Here is an 18147-nt window from a genome sequence, read left to right as displayed (position 1 = left end):
TAAAAAGATTTTTCGTAAATTATATTGTATCATAATATATAATGAAAAATGTAAAATTTAAGTAATTTTTAATGAAAAGCATGTGTTTTATTAATTAATTTAAGTATTATGAATAAAAGTTAAAATTAAATATAACATATTGTAAATTATAGTCATTAATTTTTTAGGCAAATATATATGCGATGATTTAATATTTAAAACATCATTTAGAAGATACTAATTGTTATTTTTAGTTAGGTAAATAAATAATATTAACTAACCTATATAAACGTTTATCATTCTATAAATATTTTTATAAATCTTGTGAGTATTTTATTTATGACTTTAAAATAGATATTATAGAAGCGAATATATTTTTATTCTTTTATATTTATATATTTTAAGAGCTTTATTTTCGAATTTTCTTGACATTACAATACAAAAAAACACATCGAAAAACTCGATATGTCTTTACATTTAAATTACTATTTTAAAATATAAGCATCCATTGTTCTTCTGCCAAAAGCAAGTGCTTCGGAATGAGAAGAAAAATATATATCTATTCTTCCAGGACCTATAGCGCCCCCTCTGTCCTCTACGGTATATATACCGCCGTTTGGTCTGTTTGCCATAGAAGGGAAGTAAACTTTTGTGCCGAAAGGAAGACCGCTCCAAGCAGCTATAGTTCTGTTAGGGGTCGCATATGTACCGCTTGCTGTTCTACCCGTTGAAACACCACAACATTTTGCACAGGCACAATATGCAGTAACATTAACTGTTATCTTTTGATTGTATTTTACAGGAGCTTTACCATTTGCATCAGGAAGCATAATAACTTCGTCCGAATCTTTTGCAACTTCGACAATTTTATTTTGAACAGGCTTTTCAACTGTTTTCGTCAGATTCTTTGTTTTTACAACCTCACCATTATCATTGGTAGTAACAACACTTATAAAACTAAGCTTTCCGTTCTGCCCTTTTTTCACCACTTTTTCGTCGTCGCCATCTAAAGTATCGACTTCTTTGTAAATCGTCTTATATTTTACTTTTTTGGTTTTATTGACTAACTTCTGATTTTCATCCAAAACAGCATATACGGAAGTATTTTTATGTTTTATGCTCGAAACTTTTTTACCTTTTTCAACTTTAAAATCCGCTTGCTTAACTATATCTTTTTCATTCGATAACCCCGTATCAACTTTAACAATATCATTTCCGTCGGTTACCAAGACTTTTGAAGATGTTTTTATCTTAACAACATCATTATTCTTTAAGTTATCATCAAGTGACTTTGAAATAACATCCGAACTTGAAGGAGCTATCTTTGCCTTATGTAATGCCTCTGCAGTGGTAAGAGTTCCTATTTGCTTAACCGTTATCGGATCATCGTCATCCACAACAACGCTTACTTTTAAAGTTGACATATTTATAAGCATAGCAGTGATGCCAACCATAGCGGTAATGAAAAAGCAAATACAAAGAGGTATCAGCTTCTTGTCCAGATACTCTTTCATTTTCCTTCTTTTTGTACTCTGAAAAGATGTATCCTCCTCTTCATCCATTTTATCCAAATGGTCCAAAGCCTCAATAACATCCATATTTTTTTCTTTTATTAATTTTGTGGCTTTTAGTGTATCTTCATCCAAATTTATATCATTAATATCTGTTTTTTTATCGGAAGATTGAACGGCGTTTCCTTCATCAATTTTATCACAGGCGATATTCTCTTTTTTTGATATAAGACTTTCATCTTTTTTAATATCTTCCTTTTCCTGCAAAACATTATCTGATAAATCAGGAATATTATTATCATCGGTGTTGTCTGTATCATTAAGGGTAATATCTGATTTTATATCTTTGATTTTATTTAATTTTTCAAAAAATTTATCCTTTATATTACTCATGTTACCATATCCTTTTTTAAGGTTTTGTATAATAAAATATACATTAATTGAAGAAATTTGTCAAATCTCACACCTCTTTTAAACAGTGTAATTTTTACCATATAACACAAAAATACAACGCTTCAAATACATTGATGAGCCACTGTAAATAAATATATGATTTAATCAGATTAATTAAAATTCTATGTGAACTCAATAAATTCATTTATGATATAATATTAATACCATAAAGGGAAGGAGGAGTGTAATAACCATGAAAAATAATGGGGATTTTGGCAATGGAAGTATAGCAAAAAATATATTAAAACTTGCTATTCCGATGACAATCGCACAAATTATAAATCTCCTTTATAACATGGTAGACAGAATTTATATAGGAAGAATTCCCGAAATCGGAACACTCGCTCTTACTGGGCTTGGATTATGCTTTCCGATTATAATGATAGTAACGGCATTTACAAATTTATTCAGCACAGGAGGTGCTCCTTTGTTTTCTATAGAAAGAGGACGGGGAAATGTCGAAGAAGCCCAAAGAATCATGGGAAATTCCTTTTTAATGATGATATTATCAGGAATCTTACTTACAATCATAGGAATTCTTTTTCAAAAACCTATACTGTATTTATTCGGCGCCAGCAATGCAACATATCCTTTTGCAAAATCATATATAACAATATATTTACTGGGAAATATTTTTGTAATGATAAGTCTTGGAATGAACAGCTTCATAAATGCACAAGGATATGCAAAAACCGGAATGCTTACCGCATTATTCGGAGCAGGTGTCAACATTATTCTCGATCCGATTTTTATTTTCTACTTTAATATGGGTGTAAAAGGAGCTGCCACCGCAACCGTCATATCTCAGTTTCTTTCTAGTTTATGGGTTATGCATTTTCTTATTGGGAAAAAAGCCATAATAAAATTAACAAAGGAAAGTATGATTTTAAACTTAAAAAGAATAAAGCGAATAGTAACTCTTGGAATGTCAGGATTTATTATGTCAATAACCAACAGCATAGTTCAAATAGTATGCAATGCAACACTTCAAGTTTACGGCGGAGATTTATATGTAGGAGTCATGACGGTACTTAATTCCATAAGGGAAATTTTCACAATGCCTGTGTCAGGACTGACAGACGGTGCAACTCCAATAATGAGCTATAATTATGGAGCTGGAAAATACAACAGGCTCAAAAAAGCCATGATATTTATGTCTGTAACCTGTATAATATATACCTTTATAGCTTGGCTTATAATAATTGAGTTTCCGGATATATTTATAAAAATATTTAACCATGATGCAATGCTCATCGCAAAAAGCATACCTGCCATAGAAATTTATTTCTTTGGTTTCTTTATGATGGCTTTACAATTTGCAGGACAGAGAATATTTGTTTCCTTAGGAAAAGCAAAACATGCCGTATTCTTTTCCATATTTAGAAAAGTTATAATAGTAGCACCGCTTACTGTTATACTCCCAAAAATCTTCTCTCTTGGAGTAGACGGAGTATTCCTTGCAGAACCGATATCAAATTTTATTGGAGGAATCGCCTGTTTTTTAACAATGTTATTAACCGTTCTTCCTGAAATTAAGGAAGATAAAAATAAATTATAGTTAGTTAATAAATATAGAATATTTTTAATTAAAAAAAGCTTAAAGATTTATCTTTAAGCTTTTTCTGTTTCTGATTCCCGACTTTTTATAAAAAAATAAACTCCTACAAATATTATCAATCCTCCGATTATTTGAAATGAAAATATTTTACTTGAAAAAAATATAAAATCATAAAAAGCCGCAAATATCGGACCAAGAAGGTTTAATACACTGACCACTGTTGCCGAAACGTATTTAACGGCAATATTAAATACTGCATGCCCCATAATAGTACAAAAAATACAAAGACCGAAACTATTTATATATACTTCTTTTTCATAACCAAAAAACGGAGTTTTGGTTACAGCGGCAAAAATTCCGAGAGTTAGTGCACAAACGGTAAATAATACAGCAAGAAATGTATATGATCCCATATTTTTTATTGCAGCTCTTGAACATAATAAATATGCACAAAAAAACAAAGCTGTAAACAAAGATATAACAAACCCCAAAAAGGAACTACTACCTTTTGCAGAAAAGAAAGTAAACAACCCGATTATAAAAAGTCCAATTAAAGCTATACCCATAGAAAAAATACCATTTTTATTTATTTTTTCTTTGAATAAGAAAAAAGATGCCGCAGCAATAACAATAGGTTGTAAAGCGCCGGTTATGGTAGAAATAAATCCGTTGGTATATACAAGGGAAGAAAAATAGCAGGCAAAATGACAAGCCATAAATATACCGCCCAAAATACAAAACTTTAAATCATGCTTTTTTATACCAAGGAAATCAAAACCTTCCTTATATAAAGCAAAAGGTACCACAATCAAAGCAGAAAAGCTAAGTCTATAGAACCCTATAATAATAGGCGCCGCACCGTAATGCAGTGCGTTTTTTGTAAAGATAACCGCTGTATTTGCAAACATTATTGAAAGCACCAATATAATGTAAAATATCTTTTTATTTTTCATCGCCCGACTCATATACAATTTTTATGCTACACACCCGACATCGACATATCAAAATCAAATGCTTTCTTATAAGTGAACTCAAACCAGGTAATTTCGGGGCACATCATAACACTTACTTACCACTGCTTGCTCTCGCACCTGATGGAGTTTGTAAGGTACAATTGCACGAAGCCCAGCTCTCAACATTCAAATATAAGCGCAAACCTTAATTTCAATAGCCTCAAGACGGGAATTCAGTCCTGCTGTAGCGGATTGCAGGTACAGGGCACCGCTAACTCCCCACCTAGTGTAGCTAATTATTAATTATAGATTCTTTTTATTATTAAGTCAAGGGGAATAATGTATACCTTTTAAAGTAGGAAATTTTATTTTAGAATTTTATTGAAATGCAATTTAAAATATAAGCATCCATTGTCTTTATGCCAAAAGAAAGTGTTTAGGAATGAGAAGAAAAAGATATATTTATTTTTCTGATTTATAGCTCTTCTTTTGTCCAATATGTTATATATACATATATACCACTGTTTGGTATGTTTGTCATAGATGTTTGTATGCCTAAAATAATCATATTTTATTGATAATATGTTTTATTATGATATACTATAAATAAAATTTATACATTTTGCATTAAAATCATTACATGTTTAAAGTGCGTATTTTTTAATTTATTTATATAATGTTTAACGGAGAAATAAAATGATATTATCTGGAAAAGAAATAAAGAAAAATATAGGTAAAGATATTATTATAGAACCTTATGACGAAAAAAAGATAAATCCAAACAGTTATAATCTATCATTGTCCAATGAGCTTTTGGTTTATGATGATTATGTTCTTGATATGAAAAAGGAAAATAAAGCTTCAAAAATTATTATTCCAGAAGAGGGATTAATACTTGAGCCTAATAAATTATATCTTGGAAGAACAAATGAGTTTACCAAAACAGAAAGGTTTGTACCTATGCTTGAAGGACGTTCTTCAACCGGAAGACTCGGGCTTTTTATTCATGTTACGGCAGGATTCGGAGATGTTGGTTTTTCCGGATATTGGACTCTTGAAATTTTCTGTATACAACCGATTAAAATATATCCCAATGTGGAAATATGTCAGATATACTATCATGATATCAAGGGAGAATATGATCTTTATAAAAGCGGGAAATATCAGAATAATATCGGTATACAACCAAGTCTTATGTTTAAAGATTTTGAATAGAATTTTGTTAAAAAAGCACTGAAACAATTCAGTGCTTTTTTGTGTACATTAATAATTAGTTATTGATTAATTTATCGTTTTCGTCATTCCAGCTGTATAATTTACGTATTTCTTTACCTACAGATTCTGATGGATGTTCTGCAGCTAATTTTCTCATAGCTTTAAAATGAACTTGTCTTCCTGCATTTGACATATCAAGTAAGAACTCTTTTGCGAATGAGCCGTCTTGAATATCAGAAAGAACTTCTTTCATTGCTTTTCTGCTTTCGTCGGTAATGATTTTTTTGCCTGTTATGTAATCACCGTATTCAGCTGTATTTGAAATAGAGTATCTCATACCTTCAAATCCTGATTGGTAAATTAAATCAACGATTAATTTCATTTCATGAATACATTCAAAATATGCATTTCTTGCATCATATCCCGCTTCTACCAATGTTTCGAATCCTGCTTGCATTAGTTCGCATAGACCGCCGCAAAGAACAGCTTGTTCTCCGAATAAGTCTGTTTCTGTTTCGATTCTGAAAGTTGTTTCAAGTACTCCGGCTCTTGCTCCGCCTATACCTGCAGCATAAGCAAGTGCAATGTCTTGTGCTTTACCTGTTGCGTCTTGTTCAACTGCGATTAAGCAAGGAGTCCCTTTTCCTTCCAAATATTCTGAACGAACTGTATGTCCCGGTGCTTTAGGAGCAATCATTGTTACGTCAACATTTTTTGGTGGTACGATACATCCGTAGTGAATATTGAAACCATGAGCAAACATTAGCATGTTTCCTTCTTCTAAATTAGGTTCAATATCATTTTTATACATATCTGCTTGTTTTTCGTCATTGATTAAAATCATGATAATGTCCGCTTTTTTTGCGGCTTCTGCAGCTGTATAAACTTCTAGCCCTTGTTTTTCTGCCTTTTCCCAAGATTTAGAACCGTTGTAAAGACCTACTATTACGTTACATCCTGATTCTTTTAAGTTCAATGCATGTGCATGTCCCTGGCTTCCATATCCTATAATTGCAATTGTTTTCCCGTCTAATAATGATAAGTTACAATCTTCTTGATAAAATATTTTGAAATTATCCATTTTTATTCCTCCTATATATTTGTATGACAACTTAACTATACTTGTATGATGTTTATTTTAAAACCAATTGAGACTATTGTCAAGAGTTTTATGAAAATAAAAAAATATTATTGATGTTTTTAACTTAACTTAAAATTATTTTTTATTTCCAAGAAAGCTCTTCCGTCCAAAATGCGTGATGAAGATGAATTGTTACTGCGCTTTTAAGTGCTTCTGCATCACGTTTTTTTAAAAAATTCATTATCATTATATGATCTTTGTATGCATCTTTTGCTATTATGTCTAAATTAAAATTAAGTGCAAATGTTTTTTCGATAGTTTGAGTCAATACGGGAAGAAAACTGCTTATAAATTCATTGTGAGATGCTTTGATTATAGAGCCGTGAAATTCACTTTCTGATTTTATTCTCTTTTTGCTCAACGGATTTTCTAGTATTAAATCCTGACATTTTTCTCCGAGTAATAAAATGTTTTCTATTTCTTTGTCTTTAGCTCTTTTACATGCTAAAGCTGCCGCTTCAGGTTCAAAAATCATTCTTGTTTCATATAAATCTCTGAGTGTTATTTTCATATCGGAGAAGGATTTTATGTCGATATTGCTTTTTGTATAGCGGTTTAAAGTGTTGGTTACGAATGTACCTCTTCCTCTTTGAACATCTAAAATACCTTCGGATACCAAAATTCTTATGGCTTCTCTTAAAGTTGATCTGCTTACGCCAAGTTTGGATGAAAGGATATTTTCATTTGGGAGTTTTTCCCCTGGTTTATATAAATGATCTTTTAGTATGAAATTTCTAAGTATATCAGCAGTGTTTTGTGTTAAATTCTTTTTTTCGATTTCCATATATATCTCCTGCAAAATTTGATTAATATTGATTATATGAAACTTGTCTGATGTTTGTCAATAATTATCATACAAATTATTCATACATTCATGTATTTATTTTAACAATATTTTACTTACAGTTAGTTTATTATGATACAATAAAATAAAGAAACAGAGGTGATTATATGAATATTTGTATTTATGGTTCCTATTCAAAAAATTTAGATGAAAAAATGATACAAGTTTCAAAGAACATAGGTGAGGCTCTTGCAAAAAGAGGTCATAATCTTATTTTCGGAGGAGGTAAAAACGGACTTTTAGGTGAGCTTGCAAAAGCTGTAAATAACAATAATAGAGAAACAATGGGTATAATTCTAGATGATTCCGATATGGAAAATTTTGTTTATAAAGAATGTTCTACGCTTATATCAAAGAAAAATATGAGTGAAAGAAAATTATATATGGAAGATAACTCAGACGGCTTTATCATACTTCCCGGTGGAATTGGAACACTGGACGAATTTTTTGAAATATTGGTTTTAAAGAATAAGGGTATTTGGGATAAACCGATTGTATTATTTAATCATAAAGATTTTTTCAATGATTTAATTTTGTTTATGAAAAAAATAATAAAAGAAAATATGATGAATGAAAATATTTTTGACTTGTTTTATATTACCGACAGTATGAGTGATATGTTTAATTATCTTGAAAATTATTAGTTAAGGAAGGAAAAGACTATGATTGATTATGCACAGGGTAGTGGCAAACAGTATCATATAGGAGTTAGGAAGGGCGAAGTCGGGAAATATGTGCTTCTTCCGGGAGATCCGAAAAGATGTGCTGAAATAGCAAAATATTTTGATGATGCGAAGCTTGTTGCTGATTCCAGAGAATTTGTTACTTATACTGGGACACTGGATGGAATAAAAGTTTCCGTTACTTCAACGGGTATAGGCGGACCTTCTGCCGTAATAGCAATGGAAGAATTAAAGGTTTGCGGAGCCGAAACTTTCATAAGGGTCGGAACATGTGGAGGAATGGACTTAAATGTAAAAGGCGGAGATATTGTCATTGCGAGTGGTGCGATAAGATTTGAAGGAACATCCAAGGAATATGCGCCAATTGAATATCCTGCCGTTGCTGATTTTGAAATAGTAACAGCCCTTAAACATGCAGCGGATAAGTTTGGACTTAGAAATCACATAGGAGTTGTTCAAAGTAAAGATTCTTTTTATGGTCAGCATAGCCCAGAAACACTTCCTAACAAAAGTGAACTTCTCAATAAGTGGGATGCATGGTGTAAGCTTGGATGTAAAGCAAGCGAAATGGAAAGTGCTTCTTTATTTATAGTTGCCAGTTATTTAAAAGTAAGGTGTGGGGCTTGTTTTCTTGCTATAGCAAATCAAGAAAGAGAAAAAGCCGGACTTGATAATGTTCAGGTTCATGATACTAATGAAGTTATAAAAGTTGCCGTAGAAGCAATAAGGCGACTAATAAAAGAGGATAATGAATAATTATTAAAAATACTCTGTACTATATTTTTGTAATGTGTACAGAGTATTTTTTGTGAATGTTAAAAATATATATTTATTCCCCGGGTAATAAATGTTTTTTGTTCTTTTTTATTTGAAGTAACCTTTATATTCAATTTTATATTTGCTGTTTGGGAATAAATATTTGTGCAAATCTATAAAATAATCATCCGTCATGCTTGCAATATAATCGGTGACTATGTCATTTTTATCGTTTTCTTCATAATTAAGTTCGTCATTTGAATATTTATTTAAATTGTTTACGTATTTTATATGATGCTTGTAAATTAGGGAATTTTTGTTTCCTTTTTTCAAATCTGTTAAGAATGTGTTGTATAAATCCCAAAACATCGGTTTTATATTTTTTTCATATTCTTCGGTTACGCTTTTATCTTTATATATAAATTCGTAATTTTCTTTTTTTCCGCATCTGAGTGCGTCATATACATCTTCATCCATTTGTAAATATGGCTTTCCATAACTGTTTTCGATTATGTTAACGGATAAATTATTGATTATCTCTGCATTTGTTCCTCCTATTTTCCCTTTTGAGAAAGCTGAATTTACATTTATCATTCCTAACTTTTCCGCGTCTTGTCTGTCTTTTCCTATGTAGGCTATCATATCGCTTATTCTTACCACACAGGCTTCCAATGTAGAAGGTATGAGGTGTCCTATATTTTTTTCGTCAATGTAACATTTTTCGGTTTTTTCGTCAAAGTCCTCAAAATTGTTTAATTCAATTGGTTTATATTCTTTTTGCTCCAGTTCACCGTTGTGACATAAAATTCCGTCTAAAACCTGCAGTGATATATTTCTTTTGGCTATTTTATCCAAAACTCTGACACTGTGTACATTATGATTAAAATATCTTCCTGTATGTCCATTATAAATTTCGTTTAGTATACTTTCTCCTGCGTGTCCGAAAGGTGTATGCCCAATATCATGCCCCAAGGCTATTGCTTCTATTAAATCAATATTTAGATTTAACATATTTCCTATATTTCTTGCTATTCTGGAAACCAGTTGTACATGAAATGCACGTCTTGATATATCGTCGTTTTTGTAAAAAGAAAATACTTGGGTTTTGTCAGAATACCTGTTATAGTAAGGAATATGCATGATTTTTTCTGTGTCTCTAACAAAAGCCGGACGCCATAGTGTTGCGTTGTCATGGTTTGGATTTCTTCTTATTATGTTTTCGTCTTTAAATTTATAAGGATTTTCTTTGTGTTCTTTTCTGTCTTTTATTATTTGGTTTTGTATTTCTTCTGACAACTGCTGATATTTTAATTTTTTCATTTTAGTATTTTTCCTTTATATAAATTTTATCATTCTAAAATATAAGATTAATAACTTATATATAAGTACTTTCAACTTTAACGATAGCAAAATAATTATTGAAATTTGATTTAACTATTTCTTTAATTTTTTCTTCCACTTCTTTTTCAGCCATTTTATATTTTGGTGGAATGACGGCATCGAAGATAATGTTTGTATGAGTAGGACCTTTTACCATCCTAAAATCATGAATGGATATGATTTCGTCTATTTCACTTTTTATCATCTGCCCTACTTTATCTTTCATCTTCATAACTTCTTTATTATCCGTATCTATTGGATCCATATGTATTACGGCTTCACAATGTAATTTTTCATTTAACTCTCTTTCTGCACTGTCTATTTCATCATGTAAAATAAAAATATCTCCACTTCCGGGTACTTCTGCATGTAAAGATATCATAAGCCTGCCCGGACCGTAATCGTGAACCACAAGATCGTGTATTCCGACTATATCTTCATATTTTAAAACTATATCTTCTATGCTTTTTACCAGTGACTTATCAGGAAGTTTTCCGAGAAGAGGACTCAATGTTTCTTTTGCTGCATCATACCCTGCATATAAAATAAATCCTGCAACAATAAATCCACTGTATCCGTCAATATTGAAGTTTGTCAATTTTGTAACGAGCATTGACAGAAGAACTACCAAGGTTGCTATACAGTCGCTTCTGCTGTCCGTTGCCGTTGCTTTCATTCCCGAAGAATTTATTTTTTCTCCTATGCTTTTATTGTATATTGACATATATAACTTAACCATTATTGAAATGATTAAGATTATGAAAGATACTGTCGATGTATCTATTGACTGGGGATTAATAATTTTTTCAAATGAAGATTTTAACAGCTCTGCTCCCATAAGTATTATAAGTACCGAAACGGCAAATCCCGATATATATTCTATTCTGCCATGTCCGAAAGGATGTTCCAAGTCCGGCTCCATACCTGCAAATTTAAATCCGATTAATGTTATAATCGAAGAACCTGCATCCGAAAGGTTATTAAAAGCATCTGCCGTAATGGCAATTGATCCGCTTATCAGTCCGGCAATGTATTTTATAATGAATAAAATGACATTAAAAATAATGCCCATTATACTGCAAAGTATTCCGTAAGAACTTCTTACTTTTTCATTTTGTATGTCTTCGTGATTCTTAATGAATTTTTTTACCAAAAAATTAATCATAATGTCATCTCCTTTTATGTAAGCTATAATACTATATTTTAAAAATATTTACAAAGCTTTATATTCAAATATTTCGTAATAAATAAAAAATATTATTTTTTTGATAAAATGTTAGCATAAACTAACATTTTATTGTATAATGTATTAAACAATATATTTATTGTTAATTTAAATAAGGAGGAATAAAAACAATAAAAAATATTTAATACCGATTAAATTATATTGTTTAAAGGTATGAAATAAGTTAAAATAACATATATAGACATTTAATCTTAAAAGGAGGAAATATGGGAAGAATACATTCAATAGAATCTATGGGGCTCGTAGATGGTCCCGGAATACGAACGGTTGTATTCTTTCAAGGATGCAATCTTAGATGTTTGTATTGTCATAATCCGGATACATGGGATTTGTGTGCAGGCGAAGAAATGACGGCTGAAGAAGTTATAAATAAAATAAAGCGTTTTAAACCTTATTTTAAAAATAACGGAGGAGTCACTTTTTCCGGAGGAGAACCTTTAATGCAGTCGGAATTTTTGCTTGAGCTTTTAAAAAAATGTAAAGAGCTTGATATTCACACTTGTATTGATACCGCGGGGTACGGTAAGGGTGATTATGATGAAATACTTAAATATACTGATTTAATTCTTTATGATATAAAACATGAAGATTATGAAAAATATAATGAAATAACAAGAAGAAAACAAGATGAAACTTTAAAATTCATTGAAAAGGTACAAGAAAACAATATACCAATATGGATAAGGCACGTTGTTGTGCCTGGGCTTACGGACAGTGAAGAACATATAAAAGATTTAAAAAGGTATATTGATACAATAAAAAATGTTGAAAAAGTTGAACTTCTTCCTTTCCATCAACTTGGAAAGGAAAAGTACAATGTCATGGGAATTGATTATTCTTTGGAGAATATAAAACCTATGGAAAAAGATGTGGTTGAAAAATATCAAAAGATATTTTTTAATAAATAAATTTAAGTCAAGGGAGGAATTATATGACTAATCCATGGTATGATTTTAAAAGCGGTGTTTGGGAAAAAGAAATAAACGTAAGAGATTTTATTCAAAGAAACTACACTGCTTACGAAGGTGATGACTCTTTCTTAGAAGGAACAACGGAAAAAACAGATAAAGTTTGGGCAAAGGCTCATGACTTAATCGTTGAGGAAATTAAAAAAGGTATAATTGATGTTGAAGTAGATACTGTATCGGGTATTGAAAATTTTAAACCTGGCTATATAGATAAAGATAATGAAGTTATTGTCGGACTTCAAACAGACGCTCCACTAAAAAGAATTGTAAATATTTACGGTGGAATGAGAATGGCAACTTCTGCCCTTGAACAATATGGATATAAACTAAACGAAGATATTGAAAAACATTTTAAAGAATACAGAAAAACACATAATGACGGTGTTTTTGATGCTTATCCAAAAAGAACAAGACTTGCAAGAACTGCGGGGCTTTTAACAGGTCTTCCTGATGCATACGGCAGAGGTAGAATTATAGGTGACTACAGAAGAGTTGCTCTTTATGGTGTGGACAAGCTTATTGAAGAAAAACAAATGGATCTTGAAAACTTAGACGGTCCAATGAGTGAAGACAGAATAAGACTCAGAGAAGAAGTAAGCGAACAAATCAGAAATTTAGGCAGACTTAAAAATATGGCTATGTCTTACGGCGTAGATATTTCAAAACCTGCAACAAATGCAAAAGAAGCCGTACAAGCTTTATATTTCGGATATCTTGCCGGTATTAAAGAAAATAACGGTGCTGCTACTTCCCTTGGAAGAACTTCTACATTCCTTGATATTTACATTGAAAGAGACCTTAAAAACAATGTAATAACGGAAAAAGAAGCTCAAGAATTAATTGACCAATTCATTATTAAATTAAGACTTGTAAGGCATCTTAGAACTCCGGAATACAATGAATTATTCGGAGGAGATCCTACATGGGTAACTGAATCGATAGGTGGTATGGGTATTAACGGAAAAACATTGGTTACTAAAAACTCATTCCGTTACTTACATACTCTAACGAATTTGGGAACAGCTCCTGAACCAAACTTAACAGTACTTTGGAGTGAACATTTACCTGAAAACTTCAAAAAGTACTGTGCAAAAATGAGTATTGATACAGACTCTATTCAATATGAAAATGACGATGTAATGAGACCAGTTTATGGTGATGATTACGGTATTGCATGTTGTGTATCAGCTATGACAATTGGTAAACAAATGCAATTCTTCGGAGCAAGAGCAAATGTTGCAAAATCACTTTTATATGCAATTAACGGCGGGGTTGATGAATTAAAAGGAATTAAAGTAGTTCCTGGAATTGAACCTATCAAAGATGATGTTCTTGATTTTGATAAAGTAATGGAAAACTACAAAAAAGTTCTTTCATATGTTGCTGAGCTATATGTAGATACATTAAACATTATTCACTATATGCATGATAAATATGCTTATGAAGCAGTTCAAATGGCTCTTCATGATACAGATGTTGAAAGAATTACCGCATTTGGTATTGCCGGACTTTCTGTTGCGGCTGACTCACTTTCTGCAATTAAATTTGCAAAAGTAAAACCAATCAGAAACGAAAACGGAGTTGCCGTTGATTTTGAAATTGAAGGAGATTTCCCTAAATACGGAAATGATGATGACAAAGTAGATTTACTTGCTGTTGAGGCTGTAACATACTTCTTTAAACAACTTAAAAAACATCATATCTACAGAGATGCAATTCATACTCTTTCTGCTCTTACAATTACAAGTAACGTTATGTACGGAAAGAAAACGGGAAGTACTCCTGACGGAAGAAAAGTTGGAGAACCTTTAGCTCCTGGTGCAAACCCAATGCACGGAAGAGATATTAACGGAGCTCTTGCTTCGCTTAACTCTGTTGCAAAAATTCCATATAGAAATGTATGTCAAGATGGTATCTCGAATACATTCTCAATTGTACCTGATGCACTTGGTAAATCAGAAGAACAAAGAATTGAAAATCTTGTAAATATTTTAGACGGATATTTCTATCAAGGAGCACATCATTTAAATGTAAATGTAATGAACAGAGAAGTTCTTATTGACGCTATGGATCATCCTGAAAAATATCCAACTCTTACAATTAGAGTTTCAGGATATGCCGTTAACTTCAATAGACTTTCAAAAGAACAACAGCTTGAAGTTATTAAAAGAACATTCCATGAATGTATTTAATAATTATCATATAAAAGCAGCAATATTTTATTGCTGCTTTTATTGTTAAGAGGAGATATATTTTTTATTTTTAAGCTTTATTCTATATTTTAATTTCGTATAATATTAAATTTTTAGATTAATTTTTATTCTCGATTTATCATTTAAATTCGTTAATTTGTTTTTCATTGTTTTACAAAATGGAATTTTATGATGGAAATTATTATAAATTATCTATTGTAAATATTTATTCGTTTTCAATGTTTTTACATATTGTAACCAAATAATAATGCCTGTTGTTTCATAAAGTAAATTTTTAAATTCTTTTATTTTTTAGGTTTATTTTCTTTGAATATTATGAAAAAATACTTGACTTCCATAAATTGTTAGCGTATACTAACTTCATAAAGAAGTAAGCTATGGCTAACTTTTCTATGAAAATAAATGAAAAAATTGTATTTTCAGTTTGATTAAAGAAAGAGGGGGTAAGAATGATGCCGCTGACAATGATAAATACAGGTGAGGAAGCCGTTATACAAAGAGTTAAGGGAAACGAAGAAACAAAACGTTTTTTGGAAAATTTGGGTTTTGTAAGCGGAACGAAGGTAAACATTGTATCTTCAATCGGAGGCAATATAATAGTTAACATTAAAGATTCTAGGATTGCCGTAAATCAGGATATGGCAAGGCACATAATGGTTTAGTGTCTTTTGTAGTAAAAGTTTAGTTTATAGAAAGGAGAAATTAACAATGACTTTAGGCGAAGCAAAAGTTGGAAGCACGGTCGTAGTTACAAAAATAGAAGGAGACAGTGCTTATAAACGCCGCATAATGGATATGGGAATAACTAAGGGAAGTGAACTTTATATCAGGAAAGTGGCACCTCTCGGAGATCCCGTTGAGATTACGGTAAGAGGCTATGAACTTTCTGTAAGAAAAGAAGATGCTAAATGCGTTGAAGTAAAATAAATTCTAATGCCACAAGCAGTATTTATAAAAAGTTAACAGAACAAACAATTTCAAGGAGGTAATATAATGGCAATTAAAATTGCACTTGCCGGTAATCCAAACTGTGGTAAAACGACTATGTTTAACAGTTTGACCGGATCTAATCAGTATGTCGGCAACTGGCCGGGAGTTACTGTTGAAAAAAAGGAAGGTAAACTTAAATCCAGAAAAAAAGATGAAGTTATCATTACTGACCTTCCGGGTATTTATTCTCTTTCACCATATACATTGGAAGAAGTGGTAAGCCGTGACTATTTATTAAATGAAAATCCAGATGTTATTATTGACCTCGTGGATGCAACCAATATTGAGAGAAACCTTTATTTGACGACTCAATTAATAGAAACCGGCATTCCTGTTGTAGTAGCTCTTAACATGGCGGATTTAATTGACAAAAGAGGAATGAAGATAGACACAAAGCGTCTTTCGATGCTTCTTGGATGTCCTATAGTAGAGACTTCGGCTTTAAAAAGAACAGGACTAAGCGAACTTATTGATGAAGCCGTAAAAGTTGCAAAGCAAAAGAATGTTAAACTTCCGGATGAAATATTCTCAGGTGAATTAGAGAGTGCCATAAAAGAGGTTCTAGAATATCTTCCTAAGTCTGTATCAGAAGATAAGAAAAGATGGTATGCAGTTAAGTTATTGGAAAATGACAATAAAGTTGTGGAAAGTATTCATGTTTCGGCTGAAGGCAGCCAGGTTATAGAAAATAACAGAAAAGAACTTGAAGAAAAGCATGATGATGATATGGAAAGTATTGTAACGGACGAGCGTTATAAATTCATTCAAAAAATCGTTAAGACAACTGTTAAAAAAGGCAAAGAAAAATTAACTGTATCAGATAAAATAGACAAAATAGTAACGAACCGTTTCTTAGGTATTCCGATTTTTATTGCCGTTATGTTTATTGTATATTACATATCAGTTACGACAATAGGTACATTGGTTACCAATTGGACAAATGATGTTTTCGTAGTGGCAATTCAGGATTTTGTAGGCGGTATCCTTACAAGTATAGGTACGGGAGACGTCGTTTACAGTCTTGTTGTTGATGGTATTATAGGCGGTGTGGGTGCTGTTCTTGGATTTGTTCCTCAGATGGCCATCTTATTCCTATTCTTATCAATACTTGAGGACTGTGGATATATGGTGCGTATTGCATTCGTAATGGACAGGGTATTCAGACATTTTGGATTGTCAGGGAAAAGTTTTATTCCTCTGTTAATATCTTCAGGATGTGGTATTCCTGGTATTATGGCATCTAAGACGATTGAACAGGATAATGACAGGCGTCTTACAATTATGACAGCAACGTTTATTCCTTGCGGTGCGAAGCTCCCTGTTATTGCCTTAATGGGTGGAGTCATGGCAAGTTATGCTACAGGAAGTTATGAAGCCGGAGGATTTATTGCCCCTCTTATGTACTTTATCGGTATCGCGGCTGTTCTTGTATCGGCGATTATTCTTAAGAAAACAAAACCTTTCTCTGGAAAGCCGGCTCCGTTTGTTATGGAACTTCCTCAGTATCATGTTCCTCAAGTTAAAACGGTCCTTCTTCATGTATGGGAAAGACTTAAAGGCTTTATTATTAAAGCGGGAACAATTTTATTCTTGGCTTGCGTTGTTATGTGGTTCCTTGGAGGTTTTGGATTTGTTGACGGAAGTTTCACAATGGTTGAAGAAAGCAAAGACAGTTTACTTGCTGTTATTGGCGGAGCAATAGCGCCTATATTTGCACCTTTGGGATTTGGAGAATGGCAGCCTGTCGCGGCTTCGCTTTCTGGCTTTACTGCAAAAGAAGCAATTGTTACTACGATGGGAGTACTTGCAAATGTTGCAGGGGATGCATCTGAAGATGTGGTAACAGTTGCACAGGCTGTACACATGTGGTTCCCTTCAACTATAGCAGCATTTTCGTTCTTGCTGTTCAATATGCTTGACTCACCATGTCTTGCGGCAATAGCTACTATGGCTCAGCAAATGCAGTCAAGAAAATGGTTCTGGTTTGCGATTTTATTCCAAAACATATTTGCATATGTAGTATGTTTATGTGTTTATCAAATAGGGTCTTTCTTACTTGGCGGAGCATTTGGATTTGGTACTGCAGTGGGATTCATATTCTTATTAGCAATTTTGTTCTTATTGTTTAGACCTGATCCTTATAAGAATCAAAAGGTTTATTCCAAGAGGTCTGTACAAGGAGCATAATATATAATATACTATTATTAAAAATTACCGGATACATTTAATGTATCCGGCTTTTAAACAAAGGAGATTT

The 18147-nt window shown here is 31.9% G+C and carries 15 protein-coding genes and 1 other RNA gene; 9 read left to right on the top strand and 7 right to left on the bottom strand.

Annotated features, from left to right (window positions below; genetic code table 11):
• Positions 1-464: 464 nt before the first annotated feature.
• Positions 465-1883, bottom strand: coding sequence for a 3D domain-containing protein (locus QZ357_RS01105; RefSeq protein ID WP_290770876.1), 1419 nt, complete (start codon positions 1881-1883; stop codon positions 465-467).
• Between the two features lie 253 nt (positions 1884-2136).
• Here QZ357_RS01105 and QZ357_RS01100 point away from each other — a divergent pair, with 253 nt between their 5' ends.
• Complete coding sequence (locus QZ357_RS01100) at positions 2137-3501, top strand: MATE family efflux transporter (protein ID WP_290770873.1); 1365 nt, start codon at positions 2137-2139, stop codon at positions 3499-3501.
• A 53-nt stretch (positions 3502-3554) separates the two neighbouring features.
• Here QZ357_RS01100 and QZ357_RS01095 read toward each other — a convergent pair whose 3' ends face one another.
• Both QZ357_RS01095 and ffs read right to left on the bottom strand, forming a co-directional pair.
• On the bottom strand, positions 3555-4454 hold the full coding sequence (locus QZ357_RS01095; protein ID WP_290770871.1) for a DMT family transporter: 900 nt from the start codon (positions 4452-4454) through the stop codon (positions 3555-3557).
• 26 nt (positions 4455-4480) lie between these two features.
• An RNA gene (gene ffs / locus QZ357_RS01090) (signal recognition particle sRNA large type) lies at positions 4481-4746 on the bottom strand.
• 404 nt (positions 4747-5150) lie between these two features.
• On the opposite strand from ffs, the gene dcd reads away from it, so the two are divergent.
• Positions 5151-5669, top strand: a complete 519-nt coding sequence (dcd, locus tag QZ357_RS01085; protein WP_290770869.1) for a dCTP deaminase — start codon at positions 5151-5153, stop codon at positions 5667-5669.
• Positions 5670-5724: 55 nt separating this feature from the next.
• Here the strand turns inward: dcd and ilvC are convergent, their stop codons facing one another.
• Together ilvC and QZ357_RS01075 are read right to left on the bottom strand one after the other, a co-directional pair.
• On the bottom strand, positions 5725-6750 hold the full coding sequence (ilvC, locus tag QZ357_RS01080; protein WP_290770868.1) for a ketol-acid reductoisomerase: 1026 nt from the start codon (positions 6748-6750) through the stop codon (positions 5725-5727).
• Positions 6751-6892: 142 nt separating this feature from the next.
• Entirely contained in the window at positions 6893-7594 is a 702-nt protein-coding gene (locus QZ357_RS01075; RefSeq protein ID WP_290770866.1) for a GntR family transcriptional regulator, read from the bottom strand.
• Between the two features lie 167 nt (positions 7595-7761).
• Between QZ357_RS01075 and QZ357_RS01070 the strand changes: the two genes are divergently transcribed.
• Complete coding sequence (locus tag QZ357_RS01070; protein WP_290770864.1) at positions 7762-8298, top strand: TIGR00730 family Rossman fold protein; 537 nt, start codon at positions 7762-7764, stop codon at positions 8296-8298.
• Positions 8299-8319: 21 nt separating this feature from the next.
• Positions 8320-9093 (top strand): uridine phosphorylase, encoded by a 774-nt coding sequence (gene udp / locus QZ357_RS01065; protein WP_366934104.1) that lies wholly within the window; start codon positions 8320-8322, stop codon positions 9091-9093.
• Positions 9094-9201: 108 nt separating this feature from the next.
• On the opposite strand, the gene QZ357_RS01060 is transcribed toward udp, so the two are convergent.
• Positions 9202-10413: an HD domain-containing protein gene (locus QZ357_RS01060; protein ID WP_290770860.1), complete on the bottom strand. Its 1212-nt coding sequence runs from the start codon at positions 10411-10413 to the stop codon at positions 9202-9204.
• A gap of 55 nt (positions 10414-10468) precedes the next feature.
• Positions 10469-11638: a cation diffusion facilitator family transporter gene (locus tag QZ357_RS01055; protein WP_290770858.1), complete on the bottom strand. Its 1170-nt coding sequence runs from the start codon at positions 11636-11638 to the stop codon at positions 10469-10471.
• 287 nt (positions 11639-11925) lie between these two features.
• Here QZ357_RS01055 and pflA point away from each other — a divergent pair, with 287 nt between their 5' ends.
• From pflA to feoB, 5 genes are all read left to right on the top strand, one after another.
• A complete protein-coding gene (gene pflA / locus QZ357_RS01050) occupies positions 11926-12627 on the top strand; it encodes a pyruvate formate-lyase-activating protein (RefSeq protein ID WP_290770856.1) in 702 nt (233 codons plus the stop codon).
• A gap of 23 nt (positions 12628-12650) precedes the next feature.
• Positions 12651-14879, top strand: a complete 2229-nt coding sequence (gene pflB / locus QZ357_RS01045) for a formate C-acetyltransferase (RefSeq protein ID WP_290770854.1) — start codon at positions 12651-12653, stop codon at positions 14877-14879.
• Positions 14880-15349: 470 nt separating this feature from the next.
• The gene (locus QZ357_RS01040) at positions 15350-15562 is read left to right on the top strand and encodes a FeoA family protein (RefSeq protein ID WP_290770852.1); all 213 of its coding nucleotides are present in this window, start codon (positions 15350-15352) and stop codon (positions 15560-15562) included.
• Positions 15563-15608: 46 nt separating this feature from the next.
• The gene (locus tag QZ357_RS01035) at positions 15609-15827 is read left to right on the top strand and encodes a FeoA family protein (RefSeq protein ID WP_290770850.1); all 219 of its coding nucleotides are present in this window, start codon (positions 15609-15611) and stop codon (positions 15825-15827) included.
• A gap of 66 nt (positions 15828-15893) precedes the next feature.
• Complete coding sequence (gene feoB, locus QZ357_RS01030) at positions 15894-18077, top strand: ferrous iron transport protein B (protein WP_290770848.1); 2184 nt, start codon at positions 15894-15896, stop codon at positions 18075-18077.
• Positions 18078-18147 lie beyond the last annotated feature (70 nt).

It is taken from the genome of Anaerofustis sp. (genome assembly GCF_019420015.1).
GTDB lineage: Bacteria > Bacillota > Clostridia > Eubacteriales > Anaerofustaceae > Anaerofustis.
This window is presented reverse-complemented; position numbering and strand designations above follow the sequence as displayed.